We start from the raw sequence: 19,672 nt of genomic DNA on the forward strand, positions 1-19,672 counted from the left end.
CCCCGCCCGTGGTCGTCTCCGCGAAGGACCTCGCGGCGCCGGCTCCCTGCACCGCCCGTGACCGCCGCCGAGTCGCTTCCGCGACGCTCGCACCCCCTCGCCTCGCGCTGGTCCACGGCCTACGGCTGTCACCCGGCTCCGCGCACGCCGGCGGACCACGGCGACCGGCTTCGGGCCCCGCACAGCGTCGTGATCTTGTCAGGGCGGTGCCCGGACCGTTCCGAGGGACCGGTCACGGGTGTGGCGGTGACCGGACGTAGGGGGTGGCGGTGGTCACGGCGTGGCAGCCCGGCCGGCGCGGCATCGGGGCGCCGCCGGCGGAGGCGTCCGCCCGCGTCGAGCGCCGTCCGTCCCCGGACCGTGCACGGTCCGGGGACGGACGGCGTCGGCAGGGGGCTCAGGGCCGGACGACGACCCGGCCGGTGGTGGTGCCGTCGGCGACGCGCTGGACCGCGTCCGCCGCCGCCTCCAGGGGGACGCGCTCGCTCACGAGCGGCTTGATCGCGCCCCGGGCGGCGAGCTTGGTCAGCTCCTCGTGGCAGGCGCGTACGGCCGCCGGGTCGTGGGTGTTGTACAGGCCCCAGTGCAGGCCGAGGATCGAGTAGTTCTTCACCAGGGCGTGGTTGAGGCCGGGGGTGGGGATGGTGCCGCCGGCGAAGCCGACGACCACGATCCGGCCCTCGAAGGCGACGCACTTGGTGGAGGCGGTGTACGCGTCGCCGCCGACCGGGTCGTAGACCACGTCCGCGCCGCGTCCGCCGGTGGCCTCCTTGACCGCTTCGGCCAGGCCCCGGACGCCGTCGACCGCGTGCCGGTCGATCACCGTGTCGCAGCCCAACTCCCGTGCCGTCGCGGCCTTCGCCGGGCCGCCGACCACGCCGACGACGGTCGCGCCCGCCGCCTTGCCGAGCTGGACGGCCGCGCTGCCCACGCCTCCGGCGGCGGCGTGCACCAGCAGCGTCTCGCCGGGCTGGAGGCGGGCGCGGCGGTGGAGGCCGAACCAGCCGGTCTGGTAGCCGATGTGGAGGGCTGCGGCCTCGGCGTCGTCCAGCGCCTCGGGGGCGGGGGCGCACCGGGTCTCGTCGACCACCACCAGTTCGGCGAAGGCGCCGTCGGGCAGTTCGGGCTGGGCGATGACCCGGGTGCCGGTCTCGGTGGTCGTGCCCTCCCCCGCCGCGAGCACCTCGCCGCACAGCTCCACGCCGGGGGTGAAGGGCAGCGGCGGGCGGACCTGGTAGTGGCCGCGGCACAGCAGCGCGTCGGGGAAGTTGACGTTCGCCGCCCGTACCCGCAGCAGGAGGCGGCCGGGGCCCGGCTCGGGGTCCGGGACCTCCTCCAGCCGCATCGCCTCGCGCGGTTCGCCGTTGCCGTGGACGCGCCATGCTCTCACCGGGGTCTCCGTCCTGGTCGTGTCGGATTCTTCGGGTGGTTCGGACGCACCGGGCCCGGTGGGCTCACGGCCGCAGCGCCCGCAGCAGCAGGTCCGCCAGGTGGTCGGCGACCTCCTGCGGGCTGAGGCGGCCGTCGGGCCGGTACCAGGTGCTGAGGTGGTGGACGGAGCCGAAGTGGTAGTCCACCACCAGATCGGCCGGGGTGGCCGAGCTGAACACTCCCGCCCGCTGCCCCTCCTCGATCAGGGCGCGGAACCTCTCGTGGTAGCGGCGCCGCTCGGCCCGTACCTGCTTCTGCTTCTCCTCGCTGAGCTGGTGCATGGAGCGGAAGAAGATCGACGCGTCGTCGAGGTTCTCGATGGTGGTGACGACGACGTCGGCGGCGGCGGCGCGCAGCCGCTGCTCCACGGGGGCGTCGGCCTCCGCGAAGGCGTCCAGGCGCTCCTGCTGGAGGCGGAGCACGCGGCCGTAGATCTCGTGGAGCAGATCGTCCTTGGAGCCGAAGTAGTGGTAGAGGGCGCCCTTGGTCACGCCCGCCGCCTCGACGATCTCCTGGACGGAGGTGCGGTCGTAGCCGCGGTCGGCGAACAGCCGGGTCGCGGCGGCCAGCAGTCGCTGCGGGACCGGCTGGGTGGTGCTGCCCTGCCGCTTGGTCGCCGGGCTCGTCATGGCGCTTCCTCCTGGTGCTGGTGCTCGTCTCGGCGCCGGCCGTCTTCTCGGCGCTGCCGCTGGATTGTCTCCAGCTTGCGCTGCACATGATTCATCGCGCCCAGCCACTTGTCGGTGTCCGAGGCACGGGCGACCGCGTAGCGGCCGACCTCCGGATGCGGCAGGACCAGGAAGCGTCCCTCGGCGATCGCCTCCAGCACGGCCCGGGCGACGTCCTCCGGCTCGATGGCCGTGTCCTTCAGCACCAGTTCGCCGGCGGTGGAGGCGGAGGCGAGCATGTCGGTCCGCACGCCCTGCGGGCAGACGGCGTGGACGTCGATGCCGCGGTGGCGGTAGGTGACCGACAGCCACTCGGCGAAGGCGAGGGCGGCGTGCTTGGAGACGCTGTAGGGGGCGGAGCCGACCATGGTGAGCATCCCGGCGGCCGAGACGGTGGCGACGAACCGGCCGCGTCCGCGCTCCAGCCACTCGGGCAGCAGTTCGCGCGCCGCCCGGACGTGGGCCATCACGTTGACGTCCCAGGCGGCGTCCCAGACGGCGTCCTCGGCCTCGGGGCCGCCGGAGGGGGCGACGCCGGCGTTGGCGCAGAAGGTGTCGACGGCGCCGCCGAGGGCCTCGCGGGCGGCGGGGACGATCCGCGAGGCGTCGCCGGGCACGGCCACGCCGCCGATCTCCTCGGCGACGGCCCGCGCCCGGTCCGCGTCGAGGTCGTTGACGGCGACCCGGGCACCGTGTGCGGCGAAGGCCCGGGCCAGGGCGGCACCGATCCCGCCGCCCGCTCCGGTCACCACGACCGCCGTGTCCCGCACGCTCTCCATCCGCCCACTCCTCGACATTCGGCGACATCCAGCAACATCCGGCGACACCCGACGACATCCGGCAGCGTTCGGCGACGTTCGGCGACGTCCCCATGGCGTTCCGCGCTGCTCGGCCGGCCTTCGGCGCCCTGTCGGTCGGACCCGTCACAGACTAACCAGTCGGTATGTGGCTTCGGAAGATTCTCGGGCACACGGATCCCATAGGCGGCCCGGTACGTCCCAACGATGACGTCTCTGGTCCTTCCGTCGGAGGTGGTACGCGTTGGCCGGTTTCAACGCTCTGGCCGAGCAGGTCCGTGATCCTGGCAGAGATCCGTCCCAGCGTCGTCAGGCACTGCGCAAGTGCCTGGAGCGCTTCGCCCCCTACGGGCACCGTGCGACTTGGCACCACCTGTGCGCCCGGGCGGGCATCTCCCCCGACGACCGGTACCCCGACCCCCAGCGGCTGGTCGCGGCACTGGAGGAGTTGGAGGAGGCCCGGGCGGTGTGGCTGGCGTACGAGCGCGACTTCGCGCGACGGCGCCGGGTGGAGAAGCACGACGGCATCCGGCAGCCCCCCGGGCCGGACGACTGGCACCGGCGCTGCTGGGGCGGTCGGCAGCTCCTGCCCGTCGAGAACCCGGACGCCGCGCCCGGCGACCGGCTGGCGGAGGTGCTCCGCCGGCTGATCGACGACGTGCAGAACCGCGGCAGGCACGCCGCGCACCCGGCACACGATCCCGTCAGGGTGACGACGCCCCGCTCGGAGGAGAAGGTGACCGTCACCTGGTGACCGGCCGGTGACCGCCGGTCGGCGAGGTGGCACGGGCTCCACGCGCCGTTCGCGCGTCCGGGACGGCGCGGGGGCCGTCGTGCGCTCCGGCGGCTCCACCGGTTCCGGCGCGTCCCGCCGGCGGCGGGGCGCCCGTTGACAGCCTTCGCCCTCCCCACCATGCTGAGCAAGCGCTTAGACAGATTCGGTGGTGCGCCGGCACCACGGTCCCACGGTTGGGGAGGAGTGCTTCGATGGCGGAGCCGCGGGTTTTCGCGTCGGTCGACGAGCTTCGGGCGGCGGTCGGCGAGGAGTTGGGCACCAGCGACTGGCTGGAGATCGACCAGAAGCGGATCGACCTCTTCGCGGACGCGACGGGCGACCACCAGTGGATCCACGTCGATCCCGAGAAGGCGGCGGCCGGGCCGTTCGGCACGACCATCGCGCACGGCTATCTGACGCTCTCGCTGCTGCCGGTGCTGGTGCCGCAACTGATGCGGGTCGAGGGGGTGCGGATGGGCATCAACTACGGCGTGAACAAGGTCCGCTTCCCCTCCCCCGTGCCGGTCGGCTCGCGGGTGCGCGCCACCGGGGTGATCACGGAGGTCGCCGAGGTGGGAGAGGGCTGCGCGCAGCTCGCGATGCGGGTGACGGTCGAGCGCGAGGGCGGCGAGAAGCCGGTGTGCGTGGCCGAGAGCGTCGTCCGCTACTACGTCTGAGGTCCGTCCGAGGCCCCGCACCGCCCGCGACACCGCTAGCGCTCCGGCCGGTCGCCCTCCCGGGAGCCTCCGGCCGGGGCGCCGACCATCCGCAGCACGAGGTCGGCGTAGAGCGTGCCGATCTCCTCGGGGGTGCGCGACCCCCCGGAGCGGAACCAGCGGGCGACGTCGATGCAGAGGGAGAGCACCGCCAGGGCGGTGCCCCGGATGTCGGCGACCGTGAACTCCCCGACGGCCACCCCGTCCTCCAGGATGCCGCGCAGGATCTCCTCGCTGCGCCGCCGCAGGGCGACGATCTCGGTGTAGTGCTCCTCGGCGAGGGCGTTCAGCTCGTACTGCACCACCCGGGCCGTGGTGTGGCGCTCGGCGTGCCAGCGGACGAAGGCGTGCACGGCGGCGGCGAGCCGGTCGGCGGGGTTCGTCGCGCTGTCGTTCGCCTCGGTGAGGATGCGCACCGAGCGCTCGTGGCCGACCCGGCTGATCTGGTAGAGCAGCTCCTCCTTGGTGCGGTAGTGGATGTAGAGCGCGGCCGGGCTCATTCCGGCGCGCGAGGCGATGTCCCGGGTCGTGGTGGCGTGGAAGCCCCGCTCGGCGAACGCCTCGACCGCCGCCAGCAGCAGTCGCCGGGCCGCGTCCGGAGTCACCTCGCCCCAGGCGTCCTCGGGCTCCCGCGCGTCGGCGCCCCTCGCGCCGTCCGTCGCGCCGTCCGTTCCGTCCGGGGAGCCGTCCACGGCCCCCGACCCCGTCTCCACCGTCATCCGCACCTCGCCCCGCTCAGTCTCGGTCGGCCGGGCGAACACGATACATCGGTTGCTGAGCAGCCGCTTAGGGAGCGGGGCGGAGGACCCGGCCGCGCCGGGCCCGGCCCGAGGGGCTCAGAAGGCGGAGACCCCGGTGAGCGACCGCCCGATGAGCAGCTTGTGGATCTGGCTGGTGCCCTCGTACAGCGTCATCACGCGGGCGTCGCGCAGCAGCTTGCCGACGGGGTACTCGTCGATGTAGCCGTAGCCGCCGAAGACCTGGAGGGCGTTGTTGGCGGCCCGCACGGCGGCCTCGGAGGCGTAGAGCTTGGCGACGGAGGACTCGGTGGCGAAGGGCAGGCCCCGGTCGATGTGGTCGGCCACCCGCCAGGTCAGCAGCCGGGCGGCGTCGACGTCCACGGCGATGTCGCTGACGAGTTCCTGCACGAGCTGGTGGTGCGCTATGGACCTGCCGAACTGCTCGCGCTCACGCGCGTACCCCACGGCCGCGTCCAGCGCCGCCTGGGCTATGCCGACGCATCCGGCCGCCACCGACATGCGTCCCTTGGCGAGGGCGGACATGGCGACGGAGAATCCCTTGCCCTCGGGGCCGATCCGGCAGTCGTCCGGCACGCGGACGCCCTCGAAGATCAGCTCGGCGGTGGCCTGTCCCCGCAGTCCGAGCTTGCCGTGGATCTCCCGGCGGGTCAGGCCGGGGGTGTCGGTGGGGACGAGGAAGGCGGTGACGCCCTTGTGGCCGGGCTCGGCGCCCGTGCGGGCGAAGAGGAGCACCACGTCGGCCCAGGTGCCGTTGGTGATGAACATCTTGGTGCCGTCGACCACCCAGTCGCCGCCGTCCCGGCGGGCGCGGGTGGTGAGGTTGGCCGCGTCGGAGCCGGTGCCCGGCTCGGTCAGTCCGAAGCAGCCGAGGGCCTCGCCGGAGCAGAGCCGGGGCAGCCACCGCCGCTTCTGCTCCTCGCTCCCCCAGGCCGCGATCGACTTGGCGACCAGGCCGAGGGAGACGGACAGCACCCCGCGCACGGCCGAGTCGCCGCGGCCCAGCTCCTCGGTGACCAGGCAGTACGCCAGGTGGTCGCCGCCGGAGCCGCCGTACTCCTCCGGGATCGTCAACCCCAGGAAGCCCAGGTCGCCCAGGGACTTCACCACCGCCGGGTCGATGCTCTCGGCGCGGTCCCACTCGGCGGCGTGCGGGACGATCTCGCGGTCGACGAACTCCCGGGCGAGCCGCCGTACGGCCGCCTGTTCCTCGGACAGCTCCAGATCCATGCCCATTAAACTAGCAGCGCTAGTTACAGCTTCCCAGACACCGCACCCGACCCGAGGATGTGATCCGTGGCACGCCCCCGTACCCCCCTGCTCAACCGGGAGCGGATCGTGACGGCAGCGCTCGCGCTGGTGGACGCCGAGGGGCTGCCCGCGGTCTCCACCCGCAGGCTCGCCGCCGAGCTGGGCGTCAGCGGCCCGTCCCTGTACAACCACTTCCGCACCAAGGACGAGATCCTGGACGCGGTCGCCGACGCGGTCTGCGCCGACGTCGACCTGTCGATGTTCACCGACGGCACCGACTGGCGGGACGCCCTGATGGCCTGGGCCCGCTCCTACCGCGCGGCGCTGGCCGCGCACCCCAACATCGTCCCGTACCTGGCGCAGGGGCCCGGCCGGCGCCCCAGCCAGCTGCGGATGGCCGACGCGGTCTACGGGGCGATGCGCGCCGCCGGATGGCCGCGCGCCCAGGCGACCCACATCGGCGCGACGATGCGGTACTTCGTCGCCGGGTCGGCGCTCGGCTCCTTCGCCCGCGGCTTCGTCGACGACGCCGCGCTGTACGCGCGGGACTACCCGCACCTGGACCAGGCCCACCTGCTGGCCGAGCACCGACAGCGGGTCGACGAGGGCGCGTTCGAGACGGGCCTGCGCGCCCTCGTCGACGGGCTGGCGCTCCGGTTCCCCGGCGGGCGGGGGGAGGCCGCGAAGGGGCCGGACGCCCGCCGAGCGGCGGACTAGAACACCACCAGCGTCCGGCCGCCGCGTCCGGCGAGCATGGCCTCGAAGGCCGCCGGCACGCCGTCCAGGCCGATCCGGTCGGTGACCAGCGCGCCCAGGTCCAGCCGCCCGGCGCGGACGTGCTCGGCGAGCACCGGCAGGTCGCGGACGGGGTCGCAGTTGCCGTAGACGCAGCCGGACAGGGTCCGTGCGAAGTGGAAGATCTCCAGCGGGGAGAAGGAGACCTTCTGCTCCTTGCCGCCGATGCCGACGACGGTGGTGCGGCCCCCGCGCCGGGTGGAGGACCAGGCGGCGCGGATGGTCTCCGCGCGCCCCACGCACTCGACGGCGACGTCCGCGCCCAGGCCGCCGGTGAGCTTCCGGATCTCCTTGGCGGTGGTGTCGGAGGCGACCAGGAAGTCGCTCGCCCCGGCGCCGCGCGCCAGCTCCTCCTTCCCCGGCGAGACGTCGACGGCCACGATCGTCCCCGCGCCCGCGATCCGCGCCGCCTGGATCACCGCCAGCCCCACCCCGCCGACGCCGAAGACGGCGACGGACTCGCCCTCCCGCACCCGGGCGCTGTGGTGGACCGCCCCGTAGCCGGTGAGGACCGCGCAGCCCAGCAGGGCGGCGTCGACCGGCGGGACCCCCTCGGGCAGCGGGAGCACGGCCCGCTCGGCCACGACCGTCTCCTCGGCGAACGCGGCGGTGCCCAGACCCGGGTACAGGTCCCGGCCGTCGGCGGTGCGCGCGTAGGGCACGCCCGAGGCCGCGTTCGCCTCGGCGCACAGCCAGGGCTCGCCCAGCCGGGCGCAGAAGTGGCAGGTCCCGCACGAGGGCGCCCAGTTGAGGACGACCGCGTCCCCCGGGGAGACGGCGGTGACGCCCTCGCCCACGGCTGTCACGGTGCCCGCGCCCTCGTGGCCGAGGACGGCGGGGGCGGGCTGGCGCAGGGTGCCGTTGGACAGCGACAGATCGGAGTGGCAGACCCCGGCGGCGGCGAGGCGGACCCTCACCCGGCCGGGGCCCGGCTCCGGCAGCTCGATCTCCCCCGGTTCGAGCGGAGCGTTGACGGCGGGCAGGACGACGGCGCGGACCACGTGGCGTTTCCTCTCGTGTCCTCTCGGACGTGCGGGTCGGACGTGCGGATCGGACGTGCGGGTCGGAGGTGCGGGCTCCTCGGGGAACCGCTCAGAACTGCAGGGACTTGGTCTGGAGGTACTCGGTCAGGCCGTGGGGGCCCAGTTCCCTTCCCACGCCGGACTGCTTGTAACCGCCGAAGGGCGCCAGGGGGTTGAACCGGCCGCCGTTGACGTCCACCTGACCGGTCTGCAGACGGCGGGCGACGGCGACGGCCTCCTCGTCGTCCCCGGCCCAGACGGCGCCGGCCAGGCCGTAGGCGGAGTCGTTGGCGATGCGGACCGCGTCGTCGACGTCCTCGTACCGCATGACGCTCAGGACGGGGCCGAAGATCTCCTCCCGGGCGATGGTCATCTCCGGCGTGACGTCGGCGAAGACGGTGGGCCGCACGTGGTATCCGCGCTCCACGCCCTCGGGCGCGTCGGGGCCGCCCGCGACCAGCCGGGCGCCCTCGGAGATCCCGGTGCGGATGTAGCCGGTGACGCGCTCGCGCTGCCGGGCGTTGACCACCGGGCCCAGGCGGGTGGCGGGGTCGGTCGGGTCGCCGGGGACGTACTTGGCCGCCGCGGCGGCGGCGATCTCCACGGCCTCCTCGTACCGGTCGGCGTGGACCAGCATCCGGGTCCAGGCGCTGCACGTCTGGCCGGAGTTGGCCATCACGTTGCCCACGCCGATCTTCACGGCCTTCACCAGGTCGGCGCTCGGCAGGACGATGTTGGCGGACTTGCCGCCCAGTTCCAGGGCGACCCGCTTGACCGCGCCGCCCGCGATCGCGCCGATGCGGCGGCCGACGGCGGTGGACCCGGTGAAGGAGACCATGTCCACGCCCTCGTGCTCGGCCAGCGCCTGCCCGGCGACCGGGCCGAGCCCGGTGACGAGGTTGAACACCCCGGCGGGCAGCCCCGCCTCGGCCACGGCCTCGGCGAAGAGCCGCGCGACCAGCGGGGTGTCCTCGGCCGGCTTGAGGACCATGGTGCAGCCGGCCGCGAGGGCGGGGGCGGCCTTGGCGACGATCTGGTGCAGCGGGTAGTTCCAGGGCGTGATGGCGCCGACGACGCCGACCGGCTCGTGGAGCACCCGGGAGGTGCCCAGCTTCTCCTCGAAGGGGTGCTCGGCGGCGAGGGCGGCGTAGGTGCCGGCGACCGTGATGGGCAGGTCGGCGTGGACGGCCCGGGAGAAGGAGATGGGGGCGCCCAGCTCCGCGGTGACGGTGGCGGCGATCGTCTCGCGCCGGGCGGCCAGGGCGTCGCGCAGCGCGCCGATCCGCGCCGCGCGCTCGGCGGGCTCGGTGGCGGCCCAGGCGGGCAGGGCCGCCCGGGCCGCGCGTACGGCCGCGTCGACGTCCTCGGCGGTGCCCGCCGGGACGGTGCCGATGACCTCCTCGGTGGCCGGGTCGACGACCTCGATCGTTCCGTCGCCCGCCGCGGGACGCCAATCCCCGTCGATGTACATGCCGTTGTGTGCCTGCATGGCCCCAAACTAGCGGCGCTAGTTTCGAGTGTCACCAGGGCGGCACATGCCGTGGGTCACACGGCGGACGGCGCCGGGGCCGGGGAGGCGCTCGGCGCGGGGGCCGGCACGGGGGCGATCTCCACCGGGAAGCCGTTGAGCACCGCGGTCCCGGAGAGCGGGTCGAGCAGCCGGCCGTCCAGGAGTTGGTTGACGTTGACCCCGGGGTCGGCGGAGGCCACCGGCGTCCGGGTGCCGGGCCGGTCGTGGCCCCAGCCGTGCGGCAGGCTGACGACCCCCGGGCGCACCGCGTCGGTCACCTCCACCGGCGCCCGGACCGCGCCCCCGTCGCCCCTGATCTCCGCGAGGCCGCCGTCGGTCAGACCGAGCCGGGCGGCGTCCTCGGGGTGGACGTGGAGGGTGCAGCGGTTGCTCCCGCCCCTCAGCCCGGGGACGTTGTGCATCCAGCTGTTGTTGGACCGCAGATGGCGGCGGCCGACGAGCACCGGGGCGGCGGGGCGCTCCCGACGCTCCGTCAGGAACCGCCGCAGCCGGGGGACGTCGGCGGCGATCGGCCCCGGGCACAGCTCGACCGTGCCGGAGGGGGTGCGCAGCACCTCGGGCAGCCGCGGGCGCAGCGGGCCGAGGTCGATGCCGTGCGGGTGCTCCAGCAGCTTCGCCAGGGTGAGGCCGTCCGGGTCCGCGCCGAAGCCGTCGCCGTACGGGCCGAGCCGCAGCATCAGGTCCAGGCGGCGTTCGGCGCCGTTCTCGCCGGTCAGCAGGCGGGCGAGGTCGCCCGCGTCCCGGCCGTGGACCGGGGAGAGGGGGTCGGCGACGGCGGCGGACAGGGTGTGCTCGACCACCATGGCGTCGACCGACTCCGGGTCGGCGTCGGGCGCGCCGGAGGCGCACAGCACCAGGCGGGCCAGGATCTCGCTCTCGCTCCGCTCCTCCGCGCCGAGGGGGATCACCGGGCGGGTGTAGCGCGCCTGGTTGCGGACGGCCAGGGCGTTGAAGGAGAAGTCGAAGTGCGGGCTGCGGCTCGGCCGGGGCGGCGGCAGCACGACGTGGGCGTGGCGGGAGGTCTCGTTGAGGTACGGGTCGACGCTGACCATGAAGTCCAGTCCGGCCAGGGCGCGTTCGAGCCGGGCGCCGTTCGGCGCGGAGAGCACGGGGTTGCCGGCGACGCAGATCAGCGCCCGCACCCGCCCCTCGCCCGGGGCGTCGATCTCCTCGGCGAGCGCGGCGGCCGGGAACTCCCCCTTGACCTCCGGGTGTCCGCCGACCCGGCTGTGCCGGCGGCCGAGGGCGAAGCCCCGGCCCGGGGCGGGCGGCCGGGGCGCGCGGGCGGTGGCCGACAGCGGGAACATCGCGCCGCCGGGCCGGTCGAGGTTGCCGGTCAGCGCGTTGAGCACGTCCACCAGCCAGCTCGTCAGGGTGCCGAACTCCACCGTCGTGCTGCCGATCCGCCCGTAGACCGCGGCGCGTTCGGCGGCGGCCAGTTCGCGGGCGAGGACGCGGATGGTCTCCGGCTCGACGCCGCAGGCGTCCGCGACCGCCTCGGGGGCGAAGTCCGCGGCGAGCCGGGCCACGTCGGCCACGCCGCTCAGGTGCTTCCCGGCCGCGCCGGGCTCGACCAGGCCCTCGGCGAAGAGGACGTGGACCATCGCCATCAGCAGCGGGGCGTCGCCGCCCGGCCGCACCGCCACGTGCCGGTCGGCCTGCCGCGCGGTGCGGGTGCGGCGCGGGTCGATCACGGTGAGGGTCCCGCCGCGCCGCCGCAGCGCCCTCAGCCGGCCGGGGAAGTCGGGGGCGGTGCACAGGCTGCCGCCCGACTCCACCGGGTTGGCGCCGACGATCAGCAGGTGGTCGGTGCGGTCCAGGTCGGGGACGGGGATGGCCAGCGGGTCGCCGTACAGCAGCCCGCAGGAGACGTGCTTGGGCATCTGGTCGAGGGTGGAGGCGGTGAAGAGGTTGGGGGTGCCCACCGCCTTCACCAGCAGGGGCGGGTAGAGGGCCCCCGCGACGGTGTGGACGTTGGGGTTGCCCAGGAAGAGCGCGACGGCCCGGGGGTCGCCGTCCGCCAGGACGCCGCCCAGCCCCTCGGCGACCGCGGCGAACGCCTCCTCCCAGCTCGCCTCCCGCAGGTCGCCGTCGCGGCGGACCAGGGGGCGGACGAGACGGTGGGGGTCGCCGTCCACCTCCGCGAAGAGGGCGCCCTTGGGGCAGACGTAGCCGCGGCTGAGGACGTCGTCGCGGTCGCCGCGCGCCGCGGTGATCCGCTCGCGCCCGTCCTCCTCCGCGACCGTGACGCTCAGGCCGCAGGTGGCCTCGCACAGCGGACAGATCCGCAGGGCCGTGCGGGCCCGCGTACCGACACTCTCCGACATCGGTCCCCCTCGTGGACGGCGTCCGGGTGGGCGTGACGACCGGCACCTCCATACCGACCGGCCGGTAAGCGAACCCTAGCCCGGCCGGCCCCGGGGTGCCCAGAGGCGGGAGCCGAAACGGCGCCGCGCCCGTCACAGGAATGCCGTTGACGTGCGCGTCCCCCCATTCCTATGGTGGACAACAGGAAACCCTGAGCACCGGGAGCGTTGCGATGAGTGGCACGACGAACGGTTTCGAACAGGCCCGCAAGACCGCGGAGGGGCTGACGTACTCCGCCGGCTTCGGGAACGAGCACAGCGCCGAGGCGATCCCGGGAGCGCTCCCGATCGGCCGCAACTCGCCCCAGCGCGTCCCCTTCGGGCTCTACGCCGAGCAGCTCAGCGGCACCGCCTTCACCGAGCCGCGCGCCCACAACCGCCGCTCGTGGCTGTACCGCATCCGCCCCTCGGCCGCCCACCCCCGCTTCGTCCGCGCGGACGCCTCCACCGGGCCCGCCCTGCGCGGCGCCCCCTTCACCGAGGTCGAGCCGGACCCCAACCGGCTGCGCTGGGACCCGCTGCCCGACCCCGCCCCCGGCACCGACTTCCTGGACGGACTGTGGACCCTGGGCGGCAACGGCGACGCCGCCCGGCGCGAGGGCATGGCCATCCACCTCTACGCCGCCAACGCCCCCATGGAGCGGAGGGTGTTCGGCGACTCCGACGGCGAGCTGCTCGTCGTCCCCCAGCGGGGCGGGCTGCTGCTGCGCACCGAGTTCGGCCTGCTGCGCGCCGAGCCGGGCCACGTGGCGCTGATCCCGCGCGGGGTCCGCTTCCGCGTCGAGCCGCTGGACCCGGTGGTGCGCGGCTACGTCTGCGAGAACATGGGCCGCCCCTTCACCCTCCCCGACCTCGGCCCCATCGGGGCCAACGGCCTGGCCAACCCCCGGGACTTCCTCGCGCCCACCGCCGCCTACGAGGACGTGGAGGGCCCGGTGGAGGTCGTCGACAAGTTCTGCGGGAACCTCTGGACGGCCACCTGGGACCACTCGCCCCTGGACGTCGTCGCCTGGCACGGCAACCTGGTGCCGTACGTCTACGACCTGCGCCGCTTCAACGTGATCGGCAGCATCAGCTACGACCACCCGGACCCGTCGATCTTCACCGTCCTCACCTCGCCGTCGGACACCCCGGGCCTGGCGAACGTGGACTTCGTGGTCTTCGCCCCGCGCTGGCTGGTCGGCGAGGACACCTTCCGGCCGCCCTACTTCCACCGCAACGTGATGAGCGAGTACATGGGCCTGATCGAGGGCGCCTACGACGCCAAGAAGGCGGGTCCGGGCGGCTTCGTGCCCGGCGGCGGATCGCTGCACAACATGATGTCCGCGCACGGCCCGGACCGGGAGACCTTCGAGCGGGCGAGCGCCGCCGAGTTGGTCCCGCAGAAGGTGGACGACGGCCTGGCCTTCATGTTCGAGACCCGCTGGCCGGTGACCCTCACCGCGCAGGCCCGGGACGCGGACCACCTCCAGCGCGGCTACGACGAGGTGTGGCAGGGTCTGGAGCGTCACTTCACGTCGTGACCCGTGCCGTAACGCCGCACGCCGGCCTGGCCGTCCGGAGGACCGCGTGACCGTCTTCGCTCCCGACTCGCTCGCGCTGAACCGCAAACTGCCGCTGTGGTACCAGGTCTCGCAGTCGCTGCGGGCCTCGATACTCGGCCGCTCCCCCGGCGCGCCCCTGCGCCTGCCGACCGAGGAGCGCCTCGCCGAGCACTACGGCGTCAGCGTCCTGACCATGCGGCAGGCCCTCAAGGAACTGGAGAACGAGGGGCTGATCACCCGGCACAGACGGCGCGGCACGTTCATCGAGCCGAGCGCCCGCCGGGGCTCCCCCGTCCGGCTGCTCGGCTCGGTGGACGCCATCGTGGCCCAGCAGTCGGGCGAGGAGACCACCCTGCTGGGCCACGGCCCCGAACCGGTGCCCGGGGACCTGGCCGAGCACTTCCCCGACCTCACCGAGGCGGTGGCCTACCGGCGGCTGCGCCGCGACCGGGAGACCGGCGAGCCGACCAACTGGGCGGAGAACCTGGTCCGTCCCGAGGTGGCCGACCGCATCGACCTGGCGGACCTGACGCGCTGGCCGATGACGAAGGTGCTCCGCGACGCGGTGGGCGTGCGGATCAGCCGCATCACCGACACCGTCCAGGCCCGGCTCGCCGACCCGGAGACGGCCGGCCTGCTCGACGTCCCCCTGCTCAGCCCGATCCTGCACTACACCGGCGTGACCTACGACGACGGCGGCCGGGTGGTGGACGTGGCCCGCATCCACTACCGCGGCGACCGCTTCTCCTTCTCCGTCACCGTGGAGGCCGACTGACCGGCGCCGTAGCATGCGGACGGTGAGTCGCGGTGGGTTGCGGTGAGTTGCGGTGGGTGACGTGGTGGACGGCCGAGGGGACGACGGGGCGCCCGCGCTGGACGATCTGATGCCCTGGTCGGTCCGGCCGCTGCGGCCGGGCCGGAGTTGGGTGACGGCGCCCGACGCGTCGTCGCTGAAGGCCCGCTGGGCGGCGCTGACACGCGCTCGGGGGGCCGAGCGCGAGGCGCTGTTCGTCCCCACCCGCGCCCGTACCCCGCGCAGCCTGGTGCCGCCGCTGCCCGGACCGGCCCTTCGCGCCGGCGGGGGGACGTCGAGCGGGCCGGCCGTCTCCGCCGTCCGGCTCGACCGGGAGGACGGCCCCTGCCCGGAGCCGGTGCGGATCCTCCACGGGCTCCACGACCGGCAGTGGCTGATACCGGACCACCGCCTCATCGACGTGGCCCGGCCCGAGTTGTGGCGGGTCACCGACGAGCGGCAGATCCACCTCGTCGAGGCCGGCGCCGCGCCCCGCTCCCCCGCCCCCGAACCGTCCTTCACCGAACTGCTGCCCGACGGCCACTCCCCCACGGGCCGGCCGGGCCGCGTCCGCCCGCTCTACCGGCGCCCCGGCGGACGCGAGCCCAATCTCGCCCCGGGCCTGCTCGACCACCTGGCCCGGCGGCTGGGCACCCCCGTCACGGCCGAGGACCTCCTCGCCTGGACGGCCGTCGCGCTGCGCCCGGGCCCCACCGGCCCCACCGTGCCGCTCACCGCGGACCCGCGGGTGTGGCGGGACGGGGTGGAACTGGGCCGCCACGCGCTGTGGGTGCACACCCGGGGCGCCCGCTGCGGCGACGGCACCCGCCCGCGCCTGCCCGGCGGGCGCCGCCCGTACGTGCGGGCCACGCTGCCCGAGCGCCCCGCCCCGGAGCGACTGCGCCACGACGCGGAGGACGAGAGCCTGTGGGTGGGGGACGGCCGGGTGGCGCCGGTGGAGCGCGGCGCCTGGGAGTTCGAGGTGGGCGGCGTCCGGGTGCTCGAGGCGTGGTTCGAACGGCGCACGGCCCCGGCGGCGCCGGGCACCCTGGAGGCGGTCCGCCCGAGGGCGTGGCCCCCGGAGTGGACCTCGGACCTGTTGGAGCTGATCACCACGCTCACGCTCCTGGACCGGCTCCGCGGTCCCCGGCGGGAACTCGCCGAGCGGCTGGCGGAGCGGCCCGCCGTCGACACCGTCGAACTGCGCGAGGCCGGGGTGCTCCCGGTGCCCGCGGGCGCGCGCCGTCCGGCGTCCGTCCTGGACCACCGCGAGGAGGGGCCGGGAGGCCAACTCGCGCTGCTGTGAACCGTCTGGTGCGAACCGTCTCGGCGCCGTCCGCCCTCCCGCGCGCGGGAGGCTCCGGGAGTGGGGGGGGGACGCGGAACCCGCGGGAGAGGGGCGGAGGGCACCGGTCGGGGCCGGGCGGCGACGCCCGGCCCCCGGTGGGGAGATCCGGTCGGTTCGTTCACGGCGGCCTCCGGCGACTTCCGGAGGCGCCGTCGCCTCAGGCGCGCTCGCCGAAGAGGGAACGCCGCAGCCGCCGCAGCGGCGCGAACAGCGACACCCGCGCCCCCCGGTTCCGCGACCGGGTGTGCGCGATGTCGCGCCTGGTCAGTTCGCGCATGAGCGAGGCGGCCTCCGCCGTGTCGTCCCGGGGGACGGCGGGGCCGGCCAGCACGCTCAGGTGCCGGTCGAGGCGCGCGCTGGTCGCGCCGCCTCCGCACTGGATCGCAGGGACACGCGCCCTGCTGCGCACCGTTATCTGTTCCATGACACTCCCCACCCAAACGAGGGCTCCCGGCCCGGGCAGGGTAACCCTATCTCCCGGCCGGACCCCACGGGTATTCCGGTCATCGGATTCACCTTCCCCACAAGGGGGTTGACGAACACCGTACGAGACAACAGCATCCGAACGACCCGACACAAAGGGAGACGGGGGACAACATGGACACGGACCGGCTGCTGGCCGACCGGTACCGTCTCGTCGCCGAACTGGGCCGCGGCGGGACGGGCGTGGTCTGGCAGGCGCGCGACGAGGCACTGGGCCGTCAGGTCGCGGTCAAGGCGATCCGGGCGGCGGCGGAACTCTCCCCGGCCGAGGCGCGACTGCTGTACGCGCGCCTGGAGCAGGAGGCCATGACGGCCGGACGCGTCTCGCACCGCAACGTCGCCACCGTCCACAACGTGGTGGTCGAGGACGGGCGGCTGTGGATCGTGACGGAACTGGTACGCGGGCTGCCGCTGAGCGCCGTCCTGGAGGTGGAGGGGACGCTCCCCCCGGCCCGCGCCGCGCGGATCGGCGCGGAGGCCGTCTCGGCGCTGCGCGCCGCGCACGAGGCGGGCGTCACCCACCGCGACCTGAAGCCCTCCAACGTCCTGCTGGGGAACGACGGCAGAGTGGTGCTCACCGACTTCGGCATCGCGCTGGTGCGGACCGGCGCCGCGCACGCCGGGGAGCCGGTGGGCGCGCCGGAGTTCCTCCCGCCGGAGTGCGCCCGCGGGCGGGAGCCGGGGCCGGCCGCGGACCTGTGGGCGCTGGGCGTGCTGCTGTACCTGACCGTGGAGGGCGTCTCCCCGTTCCGCCGCGACACCCCCGAGGAGACCCTGCGGGCCGTCGCCGGGTACGCCGACGGCGCCCTGCCCGCCCCGCGCCGGGCGGGTCCGTTGGAGCCCGTGCTGGAGGGGCTGCTGCGCGCGGACCCGGCCGAGCGGATGTCCGCCGCCGAGACGGAGCGGCTGCTGCGCGTCGCCGCGGCCGGGGGCACCCCGCGCACCGCGCCGCCGTCCTCCGCCGGGACACGGCCGCGGCCGGCGGGGTCCGACACCGGGGACGACGCGCGCGACCGGGACGGCGGACGCGGCACCCCGCCGGCCCCCGGCACCGACCCGGCACCGCCCGCGCCGTCGTCCTCCTGGGACGCCGACCGGGGGCCGCGCGGGGTGCTGGTGGCCGTCGCCGGAGCGCTGATCGTGCTGCTGGCCGCCCTGACCGTGACCGTCCTCCTCCGCTGACGCCGCGTGAGTCCGCGCCCGGACGTGCCGCGGAACACCCGGAAACCTGCGTGCGTCCGGGCCGGTGGTGCCGGATCATGGGGCCATGTGTGCCGACCGCCGCGCAGTGCCGCCCGAGGAGTCGCTGCCCATCCGTCTCAACGTCGACGACAGCGACTCCCCGTCCGACGTGATCGACGCCCTGTTCCTGGGCCGCTTCACCACCGGCGAGCAGCCGCACGCCCGGGGCCGCTCGCTGGAACGGCCCCGGAAGGGCCTGTCGCTGCTGCCGCCGGGGGCGGTCGTCCTCCGATCGGCGGGTGACGGCGGTCGCAGCGCGACCCTCGCGGAGGGCGACGGCTGGACGGTCCTGGTCTCCCGCTGGAGCCAGGGCGCCGACGTGACCGTGACGGCCGTCAGCGAGGAGCTGGCCGAGCGGACGCTGAAGGCGGCGGTGGACGGCGCCGAGGAGGAGCCGGAGCAGCAGCCCGAGGACGTCACCATGGGCTTCTGGTACCACTCGCCGCGGCGCGGCCCGTACCGCACCACGCGCCGGATCACGGCCGGGAGCTGGGAGGAGATCCGCGGCAACTACACGGCCCCGGTCGCCGAGGCCATGGACGGGCTGATGAAGACCACCCCGGACGACATCACGGGGCGGCTGCTGCTCCTCCACGGCCCGCCGGGCACCGGCAAGACCTCCGCCCTGCGGACGCTGGCGCGCTCCTGGCGGGACTGGTGCCAGGTGGACTGCGTGCTCGACCCGGAGCGGCTGTTCAACGAGGTCGGCTACCTGATGGACATCGCCATCGGCGAGGACGACGAGGACACCCCGGGCGGGCAGCGCTGGCGGTTGCTGCTGCTGGAGGACTGCGACGAGCTGATCCGCGGGGAGGCCAAGCACGCGGCGGGCCAGGCCCTGTCGCGTCTGCTGAACCTCACCGACGGGCTGCTGGGCCAGGGCCGCAACGTCCTGGTGGGCCTGACGACGAACGAGGACCTGGAGCGGCTGCACCCGGCGGTCGTCCGGCCCGGTCGCTGCCTGGCCCGCATCGAGGTCGGCCCCCTGACCCGTGCGGAGGCCGTGACCTGGCTCGGCACCGACGAGGGAATCGGCCGCGACGGCGCCACCCTGGCCGAGCTGTACGCGCTGCGCCGGGGCGCGGGTCCGGCCCTGGTGCCGCGGGCCGCGCGGACGGAGGAGGGGATGTACCTGTGACGGCGCCCCGGGTGTCCGACGGCGCGTTCGAGGACGCGTCGGGCCGGGTGGCGGACCTGGTCGCGCGTCGGACGCGCGGCGAACGGCTCCGGTACGTGTGTTTCCGGGGGCACCGCCCGAGGCACGGCGCCCCGGTCGGCCCGTGGTGCCTGAGCCAGTGGTGGCCCGCGCCGTTCACCGTGGACGGCACCGTGTACGCCACCGCCGAGCACTGGATGATGGCCGCCAAGGCCCGCCTGTTCGGCGACGCGGAGGCCGATGAGCGGGTGCTCGCCGCCGCCGAGCCCGGCGCGGCCAAGGCCGCGGGTCGCACGGTGCGCGGCTTCGACGAGGAGACGTGGGCGCGGCACCGCTTCGGGATCGTCGTCGAGGGCAGCGTCCACAAGTTCGGGCAGCACGCCGACCTGCGGGCGTATCCGGCGGCCACCGGCGAGCGGGTGCTGGTGGAGGCCAGCCCGGTGGACCGGGTCTGGGGCATCGGGCCGGCGGCGGACGACGAGCGCGCGGCCGATCCGGCGCGCCGGCGCGGGCTCAACCTGTTGGGCTTCGCCCTGATGGAGGCGAGGGCACGACTGGCGGAGACCGGCGCGTCGCCGGCGCCCGGTCAGTCGTCCCGGCCGTAGGCGGCGTTCAGGGCGTCCTCGACGGCGGCGAGCGCGGCGGCCCGGTCCAGGCCGAGGCGGCGGACCCGTCCGGCGTACGCCTGGGCCGCCGCGGCGGCCTCCCGGGCGGCGGCGTCCCCGGCCGCCGCGACGAAGGTGCCGTGGCGGCCCCGGGTCTCGATCACCCCGTCCTCCTCCAGCGCCCGGTACGCCTTGGCCACCGTGTTGACCGCCAGCCCCAGCTCCCCGGCGAGCCCGCGCACGGTGGGCAGCCGGTGACCGACCGGCAGCTCGCCGCTGCGGGCCCGCTCGGCGATCTGCGCGCGCAGTTGCTCGTAGGGGGCGGTGGGGGCGTCCGGGTCGATGGTGAGCTTCAGGGGCACGGGGGTCTCCTGCGGCGGTGCGGTGGTCC

Annotated in this window: 19 protein-coding genes; 9 read left to right on the forward strand and 10 right to left on the reverse strand. The window is 75.2% G+C overall.

What is annotated here, in order from left to right:
* Positions 1-397 precede the first annotated feature (397 nt).
* From ABD335_RS11030 to ABD335_RS11040, 3 genes are all read right to left on the reverse strand, one after another.
* On the reverse strand, positions 398-1,390 hold the full coding sequence (locus ABD335_RS11030; RefSeq protein ID WP_344322013.1) for an NADPH:quinone oxidoreductase family protein: 993 nt from the start codon (positions 1,388-1,390) through the stop codon (positions 398-400).
* A 64-nt stretch (positions 1,391-1,454) separates the two neighbouring features.
* Positions 1,455-2,060, reverse strand: a complete 606-nt coding sequence (locus tag ABD335_RS11035; RefSeq protein WP_344322014.1) for a TetR/AcrR family transcriptional regulator — start codon at positions 2,058-2,060, stop codon at positions 1,455-1,457.
* Positions 2,057-2,878 (reverse strand): SDR family oxidoreductase, encoded by an 822-nt coding sequence (locus ABD335_RS11040; protein ID WP_344322015.1) that lies wholly within the window; start codon positions 2,876-2,878, stop codon positions 2,057-2,059. The genes ABD335_RS11035 and ABD335_RS11040 overlap by 4 nt, the downstream gene beginning before the upstream one ends.
* 262 nt (positions 2,879-3,140) lie before the next feature.
* On the opposite strand from ABD335_RS11040, the gene ABD335_RS11045 reads away from it, so the two are divergent.
* Complete coding sequence (locus ABD335_RS11045; protein ID WP_344322016.1) at positions 3,141-3,650, forward strand: hypothetical protein; 510 nt, start codon at positions 3,141-3,143, stop codon at positions 3,648-3,650.
* A gap of 233 nt (positions 3,651-3,883) precedes the next feature.
* Positions 3,884-4,348, forward strand: coding sequence for a MaoC family dehydratase (locus tag ABD335_RS11050; RefSeq protein ID WP_344322017.1), 465 nt, complete (start codon positions 3,884-3,886; stop codon positions 4,346-4,348).
* 35 nt (positions 4,349-4,383) lie between these two features.
* Here the strand turns inward: ABD335_RS11050 and ABD335_RS11055 are convergent, their stop codons facing one another.
* Positions 4,384-5,106, reverse strand: a complete 723-nt coding sequence (locus tag ABD335_RS11055; protein WP_344322018.1) for a TetR/AcrR family transcriptional regulator — start codon at positions 5,104-5,106, stop codon at positions 4,384-4,386.
* A 117-nt stretch (positions 5,107-5,223) separates the two neighbouring features.
* A complete protein-coding gene (locus ABD335_RS11060; protein WP_344322020.1) occupies positions 5,224-6,375 on the reverse strand; it encodes an acyl-CoA dehydrogenase family protein in 1,152 nt (383 codons plus the stop codon).
* A 66-nt stretch (positions 6,376-6,441) separates the two neighbouring features.
* Here ABD335_RS11060 and ABD335_RS11065 point away from each other — a divergent pair, with 66 nt between their 5' ends.
* Positions 6,442-7,113 carry a TetR/AcrR family transcriptional regulator gene (locus ABD335_RS11065; protein ID WP_344322021.1) on the forward strand — a complete coding sequence of 224 codons (672 nt, stop codon included), beginning with the start codon at positions 6,442-6,444 and terminating at the stop codon, positions 7,111-7,113.
* Here ABD335_RS11065 and ABD335_RS11070 read toward each other — a convergent pair.
* The 3 genes from ABD335_RS11070 to ABD335_RS11080 form a co-directional block, all read right to left on the reverse strand.
* Positions 7,110-8,192, reverse strand: a complete 1,083-nt coding sequence (locus ABD335_RS11070) for a Zn-dependent alcohol dehydrogenase (RefSeq protein ID WP_344322022.1) — start codon at positions 8,190-8,192, stop codon at positions 7,110-7,112. The genes ABD335_RS11065 and ABD335_RS11070 overlap by 4 nt on opposite strands.
* Positions 8,193-8,283: 91 nt before the next feature.
* Positions 8,284-9,702: an aldehyde dehydrogenase family protein gene (locus ABD335_RS11075; RefSeq protein ID WP_344322023.1), complete on the reverse strand. Its 1,419-nt coding sequence runs from the start codon at positions 9,700-9,702 to the stop codon at positions 8,284-8,286.
* Positions 9,703-9,758: 56 nt separating this feature from the next.
* Complete coding sequence (locus tag ABD335_RS11080; RefSeq protein WP_344322024.1) at positions 9,759-12,071, reverse strand: molybdopterin-dependent oxidoreductase; 2,313 nt, start codon at positions 12,069-12,071, stop codon at positions 9,759-9,761.
* A gap of 212 nt (positions 12,072-12,283) precedes the next feature.
* Between ABD335_RS11080 and hmgA the strand changes: the two genes are divergently transcribed.
* The 3 genes from hmgA to ABD335_RS11095 all read left to right on the forward strand — a co-directional run bounded on the left by hmgA (position 12,284) and on the right by ABD335_RS11095 (position 15,753).
* A complete protein-coding gene (hmgA, locus tag ABD335_RS11085; protein WP_344322025.1) occupies positions 12,284-13,633 on the forward strand; it encodes a homogentisate 1,2-dioxygenase in 1,350 nt (449 codons plus the stop codon).
* Between the two features lie 46 nt (positions 13,634-13,679).
* Positions 13,680-14,429, forward strand: coding sequence for a GntR family transcriptional regulator (locus ABD335_RS11090; RefSeq protein ID WP_344322026.1), 750 nt, complete (start codon positions 13,680-13,682; stop codon positions 14,427-14,429).
* A 109-nt stretch (positions 14,430-14,538) separates the two neighbouring features.
* Positions 14,539-15,753, forward strand: a complete 1,215-nt coding sequence (locus ABD335_RS11095) for a type ISP restriction/modification enzyme (RefSeq protein ID WP_344322139.1) — start codon at positions 14,539-14,541, stop codon at positions 15,751-15,753.
* A 199-nt stretch (positions 15,754-15,952) separates the two neighbouring features.
* Here the strand turns inward: ABD335_RS11095 and ABD335_RS11100 are convergent, their stop codons facing one another.
* The gene (locus tag ABD335_RS11100) at positions 15,953-16,219 is read right to left on the reverse strand and encodes a hypothetical protein (protein WP_344322027.1); all 267 of its coding nucleotides are present in this window, start codon (positions 16,217-16,219) and stop codon (positions 15,953-15,955) included.
* A 173-nt stretch (positions 16,220-16,392) separates the two neighbouring features.
* On the opposite strand from ABD335_RS11100, the gene ABD335_RS11105 reads away from it, so the two are divergent.
* From ABD335_RS11105 to ybiA, 3 genes are all read left to right on the forward strand, one after another.
* Positions 16,393-17,460 carry a serine/threonine-protein kinase gene (locus ABD335_RS11105; protein ID WP_344322029.1) on the forward strand — a complete coding sequence of 356 codons (1,068 nt, stop codon included), beginning with the start codon at positions 16,393-16,395 and terminating at the stop codon, positions 17,458-17,460.
* Between the two features lie 85 nt (positions 17,461-17,545).
* Positions 17,546-18,658, forward strand: a complete 1,113-nt coding sequence (locus ABD335_RS11110; RefSeq protein WP_344322030.1) for a DUF5925 domain-containing protein — start codon at positions 17,546-17,548, stop codon at positions 18,656-18,658.
* A 47-nt stretch (positions 18,659-18,705) separates the two neighbouring features.
* Positions 18,706-19,281: a riboflavin biosynthesis intermediates N-glycosidase gene (ybiA, locus tag ABD335_RS11115; RefSeq protein WP_344322140.1), complete on the forward strand. Its 576-nt coding sequence runs from the start codon at positions 18,706-18,708 to the stop codon at positions 19,279-19,281.
* Here ybiA and ABD335_RS11120 read toward each other — a convergent pair.
* Positions 19,263-19,643: a GntR family transcriptional regulator gene (locus ABD335_RS11120; protein WP_344322031.1), complete on the reverse strand. Its 381-nt coding sequence runs from the start codon at positions 19,641-19,643 to the stop codon at positions 19,263-19,265. The two genes, ybiA and ABD335_RS11120, sit on opposite strands and share 19 nt — an antisense overlap.
* Between the last annotated feature and the right edge of the window lie 29 nt (positions 19,644-19,672).

The sequence above is a fragment of the Streptomyces macrosporus genome (assembly GCF_039533145.1).
In the GTDB taxonomy this organism is placed as follows: domain Bacteria; phylum Actinomycetota; class Actinomycetes; order Streptomycetales; family Streptomycetaceae; genus Streptomyces; species Streptomyces macrosporus.

Bases quoted from the DNA above. Each gene is read 5' to 3' on its own strand.
- ABD335_RS11035 (WP_344322014.1), bottom strand. From the start codon at position 2,060: ATGACGAGCCCGGCGACCAAGCGGCAGGGCAGCACCACCCAGCCGGTC.
- ABD335_RS11040 (WP_344322015.1), bottom strand. From the start codon at position 2,878: ATGGAGAGCGTGCGGGACACGGCGGTCGTGGTGACCGGAGCGGGCGGC.
- ABD335_RS11050 (WP_344322017.1), top strand. From the start codon at position 3,884: ATGGCGGAGCCGCGGGTTTTCGCGTCGGTCGACGAGCTTCGGGCGGCG.
- ABD335_RS11055 (WP_344322018.1), bottom strand. From the start codon at position 5,106: ATGACGGTGGAGACGGGGTCGGGGGCCGTGGACGGCTCCCCGGACGGA.
- ABD335_RS11060 (WP_344322020.1), bottom strand. From the start codon at position 6,375: ATGGATCTGGAGCTGTCCGAGGAACAGGCGGCCGTACGGCGGCTCGCC.
- ABD335_RS11075 (WP_344322023.1), bottom strand. From the start codon at position 9,702: ATGCAGGCACACAACGGCATGTACATCGACGGGGATTGGCGTCCCGCG.
- ABD335_RS11080 (WP_344322024.1), bottom strand. From the start codon at position 12,071: ATGTCGGAGAGTGTCGGTACGCGGGCCCGCACGGCCCTGCGGATCTGT.
- hmgA (WP_344322025.1), top strand. From the start codon at position 12,284: ATGAGTGGCACGACGAACGGTTTCGAACAGGCCCGCAAGACCGCGGAG.
- ABD335_RS11095 (WP_344322139.1), top strand. From the start codon at position 14,539: ATGCCCTGGTCGGTCCGGCCGCTGCGGCCGGGCCGGAGTTGGGTGACG.
- ABD335_RS11100 (WP_344322027.1), bottom strand. From the start codon at position 16,219: ATGGAACAGATAACGGTGCGCAGCAGGGCGCGTGTCCCTGCGATCCAG.
- ABD335_RS11105 (WP_344322029.1), top strand. From the start codon at position 16,393: ATGGACACGGACCGGCTGCTGGCCGACCGGTACCGTCTCGTCGCCGAA.
- ABD335_RS11110 (WP_344322030.1), top strand. From the start codon at position 17,546: ATGTGTGCCGACCGCCGCGCAGTGCCGCCCGAGGAGTCGCTGCCCATC.